Below are 13,144 nucleotides of genomic sequence, written 5' to 3' on the forward strand. Positions count from 1 at the left end.
AACTAACCGGCCACACGGCGCGAAGGATGAGTGATGGCAGTGAGCGGGTTATCTGGGATACCGAATATCCCGGATTTGGTCTGCGCTTTCGCGCGAGTGGTCGAAAGACCTGGGTAGTCAGTTTCCGCCAGCGCAAGGTGAGGCGTACGGTTACCTTGGGTAGCGTTTCGAAAATGTCCGTCAGGCAAGCGAGGCGTGAGGCGCGGCGTATCTTGTCGGAAGCCCAGTTGGATGGGCTTCCGACAAAAGCAAAGACGCGTATGAAATCCGCGCCGCTGTTTTCTGACTATGCCGAAGAGTTCTGGGCGGATTATGCCCGGCACTGGAAGCCTACCACCGAGACTCGCAATCAAAGCGCGCTCAAACTCTATCTTCTCCCGTATTTTGGAGAGATGGCGGTTGATACAATCCAGAAAACCGACATTGCCCGTTTTCGCGATGGCTTGTCGGCTCGACCGCAAATCTTCAATCGCGCCATTCCCGTCCTATCGGTAATGATGAAATATGCCGAGCAATTGGGCTATCGCCGTATTGATTCCAATCCTTGCCGGGGAACGCCGCGTTACAAGACGCAACTGAAAGAACGGTATCTGACGCCGACTGAATATCGCCGCCTTGCAACCAGCCTGAACGCACTCAAAGATCGCTTTCCCGGATCAGTGACCATTATCTGGTTGCTGATATATACCGGTGCGCGCTTTGCAGAAATCCAGACGCTCCGATGGGAATATGTAAAACCGCCTAGATTGATGCTGCCCGATAGCAAGACCGGCCCAAAAACCATCTATCTCAATACACAGGCACGGGCGATGCTGGATGCAATACCGGGCAAGAAGCAATCCGGCCTGCTATTCCCAAGTCCCACTATCCCTGACAAACCGATATCCATCGTAAACTCGTGGCCGGTAATTCGGCATCATGCAGCTATCCCTGATGTCAGATTGCATGATCTGCGCCACAGCTTTGCTTCACTGGCGATCAGGGACGGCATCTCGCTACTAGTAATCGGCAAACTGCTTGGACACGCTTTGCCGGAAACGACTGCGCGATATGCGCATCTGGCGGATGAGACCATTCAGGATTCAGCTTCGCGGGTCTGTTTGTCAATTGCCTCTGCAATGGGAGGCAGCCGATGACCGCTCATAGTCTCACTCGTATTGTTTCTGAAGAACTTGCCGCTGTAGGTATAGTCAAATTCAGGGGCGACACCAAGCTAGGGCGACCGCGCCGCACCGTCTGGTCATTGACTTTGCCCGGATTTGGAATCCGGCATCATGGATCAGGTAAAAAGGTTTATGTCCTTCAAACGACAATGGCGGGAAAGCAGCGTCTGGTGACGCTGGGTAATGCCAGCGTGCTGACCAAGGCCGAAGCAATAGACGTTGCCAAGCGCATCTTGTTGCGCGCGCAGACCGGCGACAATCCAGCAGAAGAACGAGCGCGTATTCGTTCTGCACCGCGCTATGATATTTTCCTCGAAGAATATTGGCATAAAGCCAGTCCGGGCTGGAAGCCGCTCACGCTTAAAACCCATGACAGTTATCGCAAGAATTATCTGGGTTCTGCCTTCAAGAGAAAGTTCATCGACGAAATCGACAAGGCGGATGTGTTGAAATGGTTTACCTGGGTCAGTGATACCGGAGGTCCGGGTGCAGCAAATCGGGCGATGTCGATATTGAATGCGGCGTTCCATAAAGCCGAACAATGGGGATATATGAAAGAAGGTTCTAATCCCTGTCGCGGTATCAGGCCGAACAGACGCAAGAAACTCGAATGCTTTCTGTCCAATGACGAACTGGGGAGACTGGGCAGGGCGTTTAAAGAGCTGAAATCTGAATTCCCGGTTCAGGTGACCGCGTTGAAAGTATTAGCACTAACCGGATGCCGCAGAAGCGAAATTCTCAAACTCACTTGGGGCGAGGTGAGGGGTAATCGCTTGCAACTCACTGACAGCAAAACCGGGCCGCGCACGGTCTGGATCGGTGATGAGGTTCGTGAGTTGATCGCAAACCTTCCGAGAAAACCGGGTCAGAAACGGGTGTTTGCTTTTGAGGGCATGTCCGATTTGACCGCAAGTGTCTCCTATGTTTGGCGAAGGGTACGCGAGCATAGCAACCTCAATCATGTGCGCTTGCACGATCTGCGCCACAGTTTCGCCAGCCACGCGGCGGCTATGTCAGAGACATTGCCGATGATTAGCAAGCTGCTTGGTCATGCGAGTGTGCAATCGACGGCGAGATATGCACATCTGGATGATGGGAGCGTGCTGGAGGCGGCGGACCGGATTGGAGATTTGGTAGATAATGTGGTTTACAACGCCAGAAATTAGAGTTGCAGTTTTGGAGCGTTGCACATGAAAAAGCTGCCCTTCCGTTTCCGACTCAGAAGCGGTTGATTACAACAATCTGATCTTATGTCCGCTTCGCGCCCCAATTGTCGTCATTCCCAAGGCCGACGCTCGTTTCCGGAGCCTGTCATTGCCTGAACTCGATGCAGTCTCGCCATAATGACCACATCTGGGTGGCGAGTGGTCGTCATGATAAGCCGTTTGGAATGTCTGCTTTGTCCAAAAAGTGGGCCTCAGGCTGAGCCATCCTCATTGAAACATTGTGTCGACGATGGCGCAGTCCGGCACTTCTCCGCCATCACATTTCTGCGCCATGTCCGACAGTGTTTGCTCCAACCGTTTCAAGTCGGATATTTTTCGTTGAATGCTGGCAATATGATCGTTGGTTACGGCCAGCACTTCGCCGCACGTATATTCGTGGGAATCGACCAAACTGAGCAGCCCTCTCAGTTCAGCGATTGAGAAACCGAGTTCCCGCGCTCGCAAAATGAAGCGTAGCCTAGCCTGATCGTCGAGCGAATAGACTCTGTGACCACTGCTAGTGCGATCAACGGCGCGTAACAGCTCGATATTTTCGTAATATCGTATCGTTTCGATGTTGCAGCCGGCGATTTTGGCCAGTTTTCCGCGCTTGACAGATGGTTGCATAAAAAGTCCTTGTTCCTGTAGTTACTACAGAGAGTATAGTTGTTTCCATCGAAGATCAATTGCAATGAAAGATAACATTTTGCCAGAGACTGTTCAGATAGAAATGCCCGATCAACCGCCGGACAAACGTAGCTGGTGGGCTGTTGGCGGCATCGCCGGGGCCATATTGGCATCGTCCTGCTGTATTGCACCGCTCGTCCTTGTTACACTTGGCGTAAGCGGCGCATGGATTGGCAATCTTACCGCGCTCGAACCCTATAAGTGGTATTTTGTGGCCGTAACCCTCGGATTTTTGGCGGCCGGTTTCTGGCATGTATATTTCCGCGCAAAACCTGCCTGCAAAGACGGGTCCTATTGTGCCCGACCACAATCATCAATCATCACAAAAACCGCCCTTTGGGTGGGAACATTACTCATCGCTCTATCCATCACAATCGATTGGTGGGCACCATTTTTCTACTAGGAGATAATTTATGAAACGCGCTTATATTATATTTTCAGTCGTTGTAGCTCTTGGAGCAGGCGGACTAGGAGCAATGGCATTGTTTCCAACTTCTGGCACACAGGCCGTTGCAGAGGCGGCATCCCAGAGTGCACTGAAAACCGAAACATTCAATATAGAAAAGATGACCTGTGCGACCTGTCCGATCACGGTCAAGAAGGCCATGGGCAAGGTTAGCGGCGTGTCTTCTGTCGATGTTGATTTTCAATCAAAAACCGCAAAAGTGACGTTTGATCCAAAGCGCACCAATGAATCGGCCATTGCCTCTGCATCGACAAATGCGGGTTACCCAGCGAAAATCGCCGCCGCACAGTAAGATTGTTTAGATCCTAACCAAAGAAATGAATTAATATGAACGACTATTGCGCGTCAGATAATGGCGGACGCTACGACCTTGCTGTCGTGGGTGCCGGGTCAGCGGGCTTTTCGGCTGCGATTACAGCAGCGGGAAGCGGAGCAAAGGTTGCCTTAATAGGTCACGGCGCGATTGGCGGCACCTGCGTCAATGTCGGGTGCGTTCCATCCAAAGCGATGATACGCGCCGCAGAGGCTATTCATGGTGCCAAATCAGCAAGTCGCTTTCCCGGAATCGCGGGGGATGCCCGAGTAGAAAACTGGGCACAGCTCGTAACGTCGAAAGATGATCTCGTTGATGGATTGCGGCAAAAGAAATATGCCGATCTGTTACCCGAATATGAGAACATCGATTATTTCGATGAAGGGCCAGCTCGCATCGTCGAGGGCGGAGTTCGAATTGGCGAACGCTTGATACAGGCACCAAAGATCATTGTCGCGACGGGTGGTCGTCCTTCTCTCCCTCCCATCAAAGGGATTGACGAGGTTTCAACCCTCGACAGCACCGAATTACTCGATTTGCAAATATTGCCCAAGAGCCTGATTTTCATTGGCGGCGGCTATATCGGATCAGAACTGGCCTTGATGATGGCGAGGATGGGCGTCGATGTCACGATCATTTGCCGTTCACGTCTGTTGCCGGGTGCCGAGCCAGAAATCTCGGATGCACTGACTGAATCTTTCCGCGCCGAAGATATCACCATATATTGCGGAAGCACCTACGATGCTTGTCGGCAAGATGCGTCTGGCGTCACGATTTGTATCGAGCATGAAGGCGAACGGCGTGAACTCACCGCCGACGCTCTAGCTGTGATGACAGGCCGGACACCGAATACAGAAGGGTTGAGTCTCGAAGACGTCAGCGTTGCGCTTGATAAGCGCGGTGCGATTGTTGTTGGTGACAACATGCAAACGTCCAACCCAGATATATATGCGGCAGGTGATGTGACCAACCGCGATCAATTTGTTTATATGGCCGCTTATGGTGCCAAGCTTGCTGCCTTGAATGCGGTAGCTATGGGGTCGGAATCATATGATAATTCGGCCATGCCGTGGGTTGTCTTTACCGATCCACAGATTGCAGGGGTGGGTTTGAGTGAAGCCGAAGCACGGGAAGCGGGATTTGACGTTAAGACATCTGTAGTCCCGTTGGATCAGGTGCCGCGGGCATTGGCGGCTCGCGATACGAGAGGCCTAATTAAGCTAGTGGCCGACAGAAAAACCGACAAATTGCTGGGTGGTCAGATTATGGCTCCCGAGGGTTCGGACAGCATCCAGACGCTGGTAATGGCCCTGAAATTCGGGATGACGGCAAAAGCGCTTGGGGAAACAATATTCCCCTATCTTACCACCGTCGAAGGATTAAAGTTAGCTGCCCAGACATTCGACAAAGATATTACCAAGCTCTCCTGCTGCGCGGGATAGTTCTGGCAGGACGTGGATAAAGGACTAGCATATGAAAACTGATATTGAGACAGAAAGCGCGGCCAATGTTGCTTCTAATACCGGGAGTGGCGCGGGCGCAATCGGTGCCATTGTCGCAGCAATGGGTTGCGCAAACTGTTTTCCGGCCATTGCCGCCCTTGGGGCTTCGCTGGGCCTGGGATGGTTGGACCATTATGAAGGTCTAATTATCACCCGGCTATTGCCAATTTTTGTCGTCATTGCCCTGATTGCCAATCTTTATTTGTTCAATCGCCACCGCATCATTTGGCGCGGGATATTGAGCCTGATTGGGCCAGTTTTGGTATTGGCAAAATTCTACCTATTCTGGTCGGCAGGCTGGAGCAATGCCGTATTCTATGTTGGGTTGGCATTCATGATTGGGTCCTCAATTTTCGACATCGTATCACCTCCGTTAAGGCGATGCCCTGTTCCCAAGGCTACGGCATAAGAAATATGAAACGCGATAGGAAGCCAAGCGTAATGAACGTTAAAATTTGTCCCACCTGCGGCTGCTCTTTGGTGCGGCTTGGAATTACCGACGACCATGCGGCACAGGCCATCTATAATGAGATCGTGTATTTCTTCTGTTGCCAGGGTTGCGCCGATATTTTCCAGAAACATCCAAAGCGCTTTGTCGAAGAGGTTAGGGATATCCATGTCTGTCCTGCGTGTCTCGCTGAAAAGCCGACCGCTTACACGGTTCCTGTGCTCCACAACGGGCAGGAAATTCGTTTCTGTCGCTGCCCCCATTGCGCAGAGGTTTTTGCAAAAGATCCAGACTTCTATCTTGATCGCTTGAGCGGAAAAACCGATTTCAAGGGTCTGTTTGATAGGCCAGACGCGGCGTGCTGTTAGGGTCATGCCTTACAAAGGAGTGTGAGGCGATGAAACGAGCGCGATCTGTTTTCACGTCAAGCATATATCGCAGAAGTGCGATGGCGAATCGAAACAAAGTCCTCCGAGACTTAGATGCCAAATTTCAGCGTTTACCCTCTTGACCTCATCTTCCCTGAGGGCATCTCCATCAATCGTCGCGGAACCCGCAGCCGCTCCACCCGTTAGTCCTAATATCACTTATCAAGGAACCAATCATGACCCAGTCTTTCGATCTCATCGTCATCGGCGTCGGTATGGCGGCAGTCAACGCGGCCAACAAATGCGCCTCGTCGGGCTGGTCCGTCGCAGTTGTGGATGAACTCCCCTATGGCGGCACATGCGCGCTTAGGGGATGTGACCCCAAGAAGATGCTGAGGCGCGGCGCAGAAATAATCGACGCTGCGTCCTTGATGAACGGCAAGGGCATTGAACCCGGCAACTTGGCCATCAACTGGTCGGACCTGATGGCGTTCAAGCGGACATTCACTGATAAAATGCCACCGAAAATTGAATCCGGCCTTGATAAAAATGGTGTGACAACACTGCACGGCAGCGCAAAATTTATCGGTAAGAACATAATCGCGGTTGACGGTAAAACACGGCTGCAAGCGAAGAAGATACTGATTGCAACCGGTGCAAAGCCACGGAAAATTGACGTGCCCGGGGCGCAGTATCTCATCGATAGCACGGAATTTCTGGAATTAGAGAGCCTTCCGAAAAAAATCCTGTTTGTTGGTGGCGGCTTCATCTCTTTTGAGTTCGCTCATATCGCGGCGCGCGCGGGCAGCGACGTGCACATTATTGATCGTGGCGAGCGTCCGCTCAAGGGCTTTGATCCCGACCTTGTCGACAAATTGCTCGAGCGAAGCAAAGAGGTAGGAATTGAGGTCGTTCAGAAGACCAATCTCATCTCCATCGCCCAAGAAGATAGCGGCTATTCGGTGACTCTCGACGTCGACGGTAAAACCCAAAAATATTCAGCTGATTTGATCGTGCATGGCGCGGGGCGCGTTCCTGCGATCGATGGTCTTGATCTGGGCAAGGCAGGCGTCGAATCCAATGCCCACGGAGTCAAAGTGAACGAATTTCTGCAAAGTATCTCCAATCCGTCAATCTATGCAGCGGGGGATGCAGCGGACACCAAAGGTGCGCCGCTCACGCCGGTGGCCGTGTTTGAAGGCAAGGTGGCTGCGTCAAATATGCTGAAAGGCAATCATGCCAAACCAGACTATGAAGGCGTGCCAACGGTCGTGTTTACGATACCCGAATTGGCGCGGGTGGGAATGCTGGAAGAAGAAGCAAAAGCTGCGGGTTACAAGCTGCGTATTGCCACAAACGACACAAGCGGTTGGTATTCCAATCTTCGCGTAGGAGAGACTTGCGCCGCGACCAAGGTGATTATCGATGATGAAACCGATAAAATATTGGGCGCGCATTTACTGGGGCCGGAATATGCCGAAATCATCAATTTTTTTAGTCTTGCGATGCGCCTTGATTTGACCACGAGCGACCTGAAAAAAATGGTCAGCGCCTATCCGTCAGTTGGTTCTGATGTTGGCTCGATGTTGTGAGGTAAACTGCTATAACTTTGAAGATCGCAATTAGATCGTTGGAGGCCTTTAAAGCAAACAAACCGATGATGTCTGCTTTCGCAGAACCGAACATTGGAAGCCGCCAGTCCGCAATCGGCCCAAAAGCAGCCTTCGCAATCGGATCAATCGAATGGCAGCTTCCCACCCCATTGTCGGTCATTCAACGATGGCAGGAAGTGTCCGGTTTTGGCTAGAGTATCTATTGAAGCGGGCGTTTAGCTGGGCTCGCTTTCCAATACGCCCATTTTAAATACACATTAAGTCGAATACTCTACGCGACTAGTGTAAGAAGCTGACATCTTTTGGTGTTCTTCAAATTAAAGTAGGTGGATTGACATGGTTTTAGCTCAGTTTCCACTCACTACATCGTTATGTCCTATAGACGCCGACTGCACCGGAGAGAGGTGGGTAGCCAATGATGAAGTCGAACTGTCGCGCATAATTGCCATTATTGCGATGGGGCAGGCGGCACAAGCAGCGCACATCTTACAGGAATTGTCGGCGGCGGCTCCGGCGTTCACTACTCCGGAATTGGGAACTGAAGCCAAAATCCGCCTGACCGTTCAAGAGCAAAAACAGACTCCTCGGATCGGATATCCAAGAGTTCAAAGAGACGGCTTCATCTTCGAAGCAATTTCATGGATCGCTGCCCGACAAGTCTATGGGGCAGGATGCTTCATGAAAGACCCCCACATTAGCGCAACTTCCCAAGGGCTTGACGGCCTGATGCTCGAATTGTCCGCTGACAAATCAGACGTTCAGATGACCACGGTTTTTGAAGATAAATGCAGTGACGATCCGATAAGCACCTTTCAGTACAAGGTTATACCTGCGTTCCAGGATCGGCATGATAACAAGCGCAGTGCTGAAATCGTTTCAGCAGCGACAGTTCTGCTCCGTATGGCTGGTATCAGTGAGGGTAATTCAGCACAGCTTGCGGCGGCAGTGACGGATCGAGCGAGGCGTAGATACCGTGCTGCGATGGCAGTCACAGACGCATCCGATAGCCAAGATGCTCGAAAAGATATTTTCGCGAACTACGCGAAAATCAAGGACATCACTCAAGGTCAACGGCTTGGTGCATGTTTGGTCGTCCCACCAGAATTGCGAAACTGGTTCGAACGATTAGCGCAGGTGGCAGTCTCTTACATCGACAGCTTCGAAGGAGAAGTCGGCGATGTTTGATGCTGAAACAGCGAGAATTCTCAGATCTGCGCCGGCGATGCCTGGGCTCGATCCTGCTAACCTGCCGGCAATTTTGACACGTCACTACGCGGAGCTTGTATCCATTCGGTTAAGGGGTGTGACTGACGAGAGGTCAGTTGAGGACGATGCTTGGACTTTGGAGCGTATCGCTGACACCTATGAACTGGCTGTTTCGATCCAACCTAGCTCCGACGCCAAGGCAGCTGCGGCATTCGTAGCTGCTACTGCCCAGCAGATTATCGCGCGAAGGCTAGTTAATCTCGTGTCCGATGAGGCCAATTTTCCTGCCAATATCGACAGGGATCGCCTCGATCCCAGCCTCGCGGCAGTTGTGCTTTTCCTCACTGCGGAACAATATGCCGATGCTAATGAAGCGGCCACTTTCATACGTCGTGATCGCGAGCAGCAGACCTACGAGGCTACGATACTGTCCGAGCATCTCTTCGACCTCGCAACGGGAAAACTAAATTCAATTCTGGAGCGTGCACAGAGATGGCGGCGACCCTTGGCGCATAGCGACCTTGAAGAACGGGCGCTTGCCGCTCTTTTGGAAACGCTTTGCGCTGGGATCGAGATGCTAGCTGCGCAGATGTTGCGAGCCGAGACTCCCGTGCAGACAGGTGGTAGGTTTGAGGCAGCGCAACAAGCCTTTCAGAAAGTCTATGATCTTTCAGCGGCAACCCAAGCATTCGATGAATCAGTTGGTGCCTCCGATATGCTGGTTTCATTTCCTGGTCCGCATCACCTGGCCTCACTCTTGCTAGGAGCCAGCGACTCACTCTTGGTCGCTAGTCTTTTCAATACCCCGTCTCCGCAAGGCTCCGATCAGGCCACTTGGGTCAAGTGGCTTCGCTTCCGAGCCCAAAAATTCCCTTACGTTTGGCCAAACCATCGCAAGGCAATTACGCAGAAGTTTTACGAAACAGGGGTCTCTGCTGTCGTCGTTTTACCAACCGGAGCAGGAAAGACCACCGTTTCCGCTCTGAAGATTGCCGGAGCATTGGCTCGGGGGAAGAAAGTAGCCTTTCTTGCGCCAACGCATGCGCTGGTCGAGCAACTGACCGAAGACCTTCAGGAAATGTTCCCAGCAGATATCCTCGGCTCGACCGTGTCGAACGATTTCGATCTTTTGATGCAAGAGGATGCGACTTTTCAGGGTATCGAGGTCATGACACCCGAGCGATGTCTAGCTATGCTCTCGTTTGCGCCAGAAGCATTTCAAGATGTGGGGCTACTCGTTTTTGATGAATGTCACCTTCTGAGTCCGGAAAGCGGGAAAATACGTAGAGCCCTCGACGCTATGCTTTGCGTCCTTGGCTTCAATCATGTCGCACCCGAGGCAGACATTCTCTTCTTATCGGCTATGTTGAAGAACGGAGAGGAGCTTTCGCAATGGCTTGGCAGTCTTACTGGACGACCAAGTATCCCTGTCGATCTAGTTTGGAAGCCGAGTCGGCAAGCACCCGGCGTTGTTATGTACAATCAGGACGAGGTGAGAGAGTCCAGACTGAGAGCAAACGAAAAGCAACAATCAGAAAACAAACGACTAAATAAAGAAGCGGCTTCGCTTAGGAAACCTGCCGCTAGAGAACTTGTCGCAACACCATATGCCATCTGGGGCTTGCAGCATAACTGGCTCTCGCAGGATCGTTCACGGGCATGGATCATCACAACGCAGATTCTCGAAGACAAAGTTACGCTCGCCGGTAACATCAACTATGGCTCACTTCGGGTGACCCCTAACTCAAACCAAGTTGCGGTTGACCTTGCGGCAGCTGCCGCAGGCCGTGGGCTAAAGACCATAGTTTTCGTCAATACGAAGAACGATGCTGTTAAGGTCGCCAAAGATATTTCCGAACAGTTGGCAACGCAACTTGCACCAACCGACGCAGAGCAAGCCCGGTGGGATGCGCTGGCGGAAGAACTGGGTGATCTAGCTCATTCATTACTTTCCGGACCATCCGCTGCCGTTCCGCATAACTCTGCTATGCTGAGACTGGAACGCGACCTTGCCGAGAAGATGTTTAAGCGGCCAAACGGCGCGCAGGTAATCGTTGCCACTCCAACCTTGGCGCAGGGACTAAATTTGCCCGCCCAACTTGCGATCTTGGCTGGTGACAAGAGGGCGGGCGGTGAGGGGCGCGAAGCGTTGGAAGCTCATGAAATTTTGAACGCTGCCGCCAGAGCGGGGCGTGCAGGCCATCTAGCCAATGGACTAGTGTTGCTCATTCCCGAGCCGATTATTCAGTATAAGCCAGGGCAGCCATTTGACCACACCGTGGTCTCTAAACTGGAAACTCTCATTCCTGAAGATGATCACTGTGTGAGGGTCAATGACCCTCTCGAAGTTGTCCTTGACCGTCTCATGGCGGGGCAAGCAACTGATCCGGATGTCGCCTACACCGTGAACCGAATGGCTGCGCTGGAAAGTGTAGAGTCTTACACGAGCTCTCACATCTTCGATCTCGGCAGATCACTAGGCGCATTTGCTGCTCAACGACGCAAAGAGCTTGCGGAATTTGACGTAAAGGTCGCGCAATTGAGAGCTGCGATTGCGAGCCAGAAAGTCGATGGGCTTGACACGACTATAGCTGCATTAGCCACTCAGAGCGGATTGTCAGCGACTTTGCTTTTGGGTTTGAAGGCGCGCTTGCTGGCAGGTTTGAATTCGTTACCTGTCGATCTAGTCGGCTGGCTGGAGTGGTCATTGGACTGGTTCAAAGACGACGAAGTCGCGCGTGCGTCGCTCCTAATAGATATTAACGGCAACATTCTAGCCGCCTGCGGGAGGCCCAAGACTAGCAATGTTCGAAATGAAGACCTCGACAAGATTTGCGACGCCCTTGTCGCCTGGGTGACGGGAGAAACAGTTCAGTCGATCGAGCTGGTTTTGGGTGGAAAACCAATCGGTGGGAGCCCGACTGAAATTCGCTGCCCACGTGCGCGCGAACTCATTGGAAGTGTTATCCCAAGAGGCATGTCGTTCACACTCGGATTGGTGGCTCATGTGCTCAGTGAAATTGTACCGTTAGACGAGCGCGAAGACATTGATCGTCAGTTAATCGAGAGCATGGGAACTCTGCTGCGTAAAGGGTATCTTTCGCCAGAGATGATCTTCTTCGCTGCTGATCGCAAAGTCCTCTTGAGCCGCGTGCAGGTTCACAAAGCATGGGCCACCCGGTTCGATGATGTGTTCGAGTCATTTGACTAGATGGCCGGTTATGGGGCGTGCTGAGCTACATTAAATGTTTGAAACTGAGGCGCATACCTGCCTTTCCGAACAATCCTTTTGAATATCCGCGTCGTCCGCCGGCCATCCAAAAGCTGCCTGTCAACAAACCATCCAATAATTGCTGTTTGACTGGACAATTTCAAAATTCCGCTGAGACAATTCGATTGTACTCTCAGCATCGATTCCAGAATTCCGAATGACCATCCAAACAACCATAATTGCGATGTGCTTCAGGAAACCAATCGTTAGCTGACAACTGTCCAAGCCCACATCCCCTTCCATGACTAAAAAGCGCCCCTGTCCGGATGGTGCCTGGACGGCAACCCGCGCATCTTCAGGGCCGTGTTGCACCGCTTCGCGTTGCTGCCCGCACCACCCCTTCGAGCGGGGTTTCCTTCACTTCGTTCAGTGCAGTTCAGACCCCAGCCGGACCTTTCGGGGCTTAGTCAAAGGGATGGTCCCTTGGACAGAATAGATAGCTTCGAAAGGTATTATCAAATGAAAAACACAGTCACACTCGTAGGCTTCGTAGGAAACGATCCAGAGGTTCGCGAAACCAAATCAGACGCAACCATTACAAACATCTCTTTGGCAACAACGCGCAGCTTCAAAGACAGCGAAGGCGAACGTCAACAGGAAACTGAATGGCATCGCATTACCTGCTTCAACGGTATCGGAAAATGTGTTGCCGAGCACGTCACAAAAGGTGCCATGATAATGGTAACAGGACGTATCCATTATACCAAGTGGACGGACGATAAGAACGTTACCCGTTACGGCTGTGAAATCATTGCCGAACAGGTTGATTTTCTTTCCAAGGCGAAAGCCAAACCTGCCGACTAACAGACAGTATCATCATCACATTCCGAGGCTCGGTAGCATGCGCTACCGGGCCTCTTTTTTTCCTTTCTTGATGTGGTTTCAAAGGTCGTTTTTGGATC

Annotated in this window: 12 protein-coding genes; 11 read left to right on the plus strand and 1 reads right to left on the minus strand. The window is 51.9% G+C overall.

Going from position 1 to position 13,144, the window contains the following annotated elements:
* The first annotated feature begins 26 nt into the window (after positions 1-26).
* Positions 27-1,136 (plus strand): tyrosine-type recombinase/integrase, encoded by a 1,110-nt coding sequence (locus ACO6S1_RS14985; RefSeq protein ID WP_422343419.1) that lies wholly within the window; start codon positions 27-29, stop codon positions 1,134-1,136.
* A complete protein-coding gene (locus tag ACO6S1_RS14990) occupies positions 1,133-2,329 on the plus strand; it encodes a tyrosine-type recombinase/integrase (protein ID WP_422343420.1) in 1,197 nt (398 codons plus the stop codon). Before ACO6S1_RS14985 ends, ACO6S1_RS14990 begins: the two co-directional genes overlap by 4 nt.
* Positions 2,330-2,596: 267 nt before the next feature.
* Here the strand turns inward: ACO6S1_RS14990 and ACO6S1_RS14995 are convergent, their stop codons facing one another.
* On the minus strand, positions 2,597-2,995 hold the full coding sequence (locus ACO6S1_RS14995) for a MerR family transcriptional regulator (RefSeq protein WP_422343421.1): 399 nt from the start codon (positions 2,993-2,995) through the stop codon (positions 2,597-2,599).
* A 64-nt stretch (positions 2,996-3,059) separates the two neighbouring features.
* Here ACO6S1_RS14995 and ACO6S1_RS15000 point away from each other — a divergent pair, with 64 nt between their 5' ends.
* The 9 genes from ACO6S1_RS15000 to ACO6S1_RS15040 all read left to right on the plus strand — a co-directional run bounded on the left by ACO6S1_RS15000 (position 3,060) and on the right by ACO6S1_RS15040 (position 13,046).
* Positions 3,060-3,458 carry a mercuric transporter MerT family protein gene (locus ACO6S1_RS15000; RefSeq protein WP_422343422.1) on the plus strand — a complete coding sequence of 133 codons (399 nt, stop codon included), beginning with the start codon at positions 3,060-3,062 and terminating at the stop codon, positions 3,456-3,458.
* 10 nt (positions 3,459-3,468) lie between these two features.
* A complete protein-coding gene (locus ACO6S1_RS15005) occupies positions 3,469-3,813 on the plus strand; it encodes a heavy-metal-associated domain-containing protein (protein ID WP_422343423.1) in 345 nt (114 codons plus the stop codon).
* A gap of 35 nt (positions 3,814-3,848) precedes the next feature.
* On the plus strand, positions 3,849-5,276 hold the full coding sequence (merA, locus tag ACO6S1_RS15010) for a mercury(II) reductase (RefSeq protein ID WP_422343424.1): 1,428 nt from the start codon (positions 3,849-3,851) through the stop codon (positions 5,274-5,276).
* A gap of 121 nt (positions 5,277-5,397) precedes the next feature.
* Positions 5,398-5,745, plus strand: a complete 348-nt coding sequence (locus tag ACO6S1_RS15015; protein WP_422346168.1) for a MerC family mercury resistance protein — start codon at positions 5,398-5,400, stop codon at positions 5,743-5,745.
* Positions 5,746-5,777: 32 nt separating this feature from the next.
* Positions 5,778-6,152, plus strand: coding sequence for a hypothetical protein (locus ACO6S1_RS15020; RefSeq protein WP_422343425.1), 375 nt, complete (start codon positions 5,778-5,780; stop codon positions 6,150-6,152).
* A 236-nt stretch (positions 6,153-6,388) separates the two neighbouring features.
* Complete coding sequence (locus ACO6S1_RS15025) at positions 6,389-7,744, plus strand: dihydrolipoyl dehydrogenase family protein (RefSeq protein ID WP_422343426.1); 1,356 nt, start codon at positions 6,389-6,391, stop codon at positions 7,742-7,744.
* A 357-nt stretch (positions 7,745-8,101) separates the two neighbouring features.
* Complete coding sequence (locus tag ACO6S1_RS15030; protein WP_422343427.1) at positions 8,102-8,950, plus strand: hypothetical protein; 849 nt, start codon at positions 8,102-8,104, stop codon at positions 8,948-8,950.
* Entirely contained in the window at positions 8,943-12,182 is a 3,240-nt protein-coding gene (locus ACO6S1_RS15035) for a DEAD/DEAH box helicase (RefSeq protein WP_422343428.1), read from the plus strand. The genes ACO6S1_RS15030 and ACO6S1_RS15035 overlap by 8 nt, the downstream gene beginning before the upstream one ends.
* A 519-nt stretch (positions 12,183-12,701) precedes the next feature.
* Positions 12,702-13,046, plus strand: coding sequence for a single-stranded DNA-binding protein (locus ACO6S1_RS15040; protein ID WP_422343429.1), 345 nt, complete (start codon positions 12,702-12,704; stop codon positions 13,044-13,046).
* Positions 13,047-13,144: the final 98 nt, after the last annotated feature.

Origin of the sequence: Parasphingorhabdus sp., from assembly GCF_965233695.1 — a bacterium.
GTDB lineage: Bacteria > Pseudomonadota > Alphaproteobacteria > Sphingomonadales > Sphingomonadaceae > Parasphingorhabdus.

What these genes read in the sequence shown, in the direction of transcription:
- ACO6S1_RS14985 (WP_422343419.1), top strand. Translation starts at nt 27, where the DNA reads ATGAGTGATGGCAGTGAGCGGGTTATCTGGGATACCGAATATCCCGGA.
- ACO6S1_RS14990 (WP_422343420.1), top strand. Translation starts at nt 1,133, where the DNA reads ATGACCGCTCATAGTCTCACTCGTATTGTTTCTGAAGAACTTGCCGCT.
- ACO6S1_RS14995 (WP_422343421.1), bottom strand. Translation starts at nt 2,995, where the DNA reads ATGCAACCATCTGTCAAGCGCGGAAAACTGGCCAAAATCGCCGGCTGC.
- ACO6S1_RS15000 (WP_422343422.1), top strand. Translation starts at nt 3,060, where the DNA reads ATGAAAGATAACATTTTGCCAGAGACTGTTCAGATAGAAATGCCCGAT.
- ACO6S1_RS15005 (WP_422343423.1), top strand. Translation starts at nt 3,469, where the DNA reads ATGAAACGCGCTTATATTATATTTTCAGTCGTTGTAGCTCTTGGAGCA.
- merA (WP_422343424.1), top strand. Translation starts at nt 3,849, where the DNA reads ATGAACGACTATTGCGCGTCAGATAATGGCGGACGCTACGACCTTGCT.
- ACO6S1_RS15015 (WP_422346168.1), top strand. Translation starts at nt 5,398, where the DNA reads ATGGGTTGCGCAAACTGTTTTCCGGCCATTGCCGCCCTTGGGGCTTCG.
- ACO6S1_RS15020 (WP_422343425.1), top strand. Translation starts at nt 5,778, where the DNA reads ATGAACGTTAAAATTTGTCCCACCTGCGGCTGCTCTTTGGTGCGGCTT.
- ACO6S1_RS15025 (WP_422343426.1), top strand. Translation starts at nt 6,389, where the DNA reads ATGACCCAGTCTTTCGATCTCATCGTCATCGGCGTCGGTATGGCGGCA.
- ACO6S1_RS15030 (WP_422343427.1), top strand. Translation starts at nt 8,102, where the DNA reads ATGGTTTTAGCTCAGTTTCCACTCACTACATCGTTATGTCCTATAGAC.
- ACO6S1_RS15035 (WP_422343428.1), top strand. Translation starts at nt 8,943, where the DNA reads ATGTTTGATGCTGAAACAGCGAGAATTCTCAGATCTGCGCCGGCGATG.
- ACO6S1_RS15040 (WP_422343429.1), top strand. Translation starts at nt 12,702, where the DNA reads ATGAAAAACACAGTCACACTCGTAGGCTTCGTAGGAAACGATCCAGAG.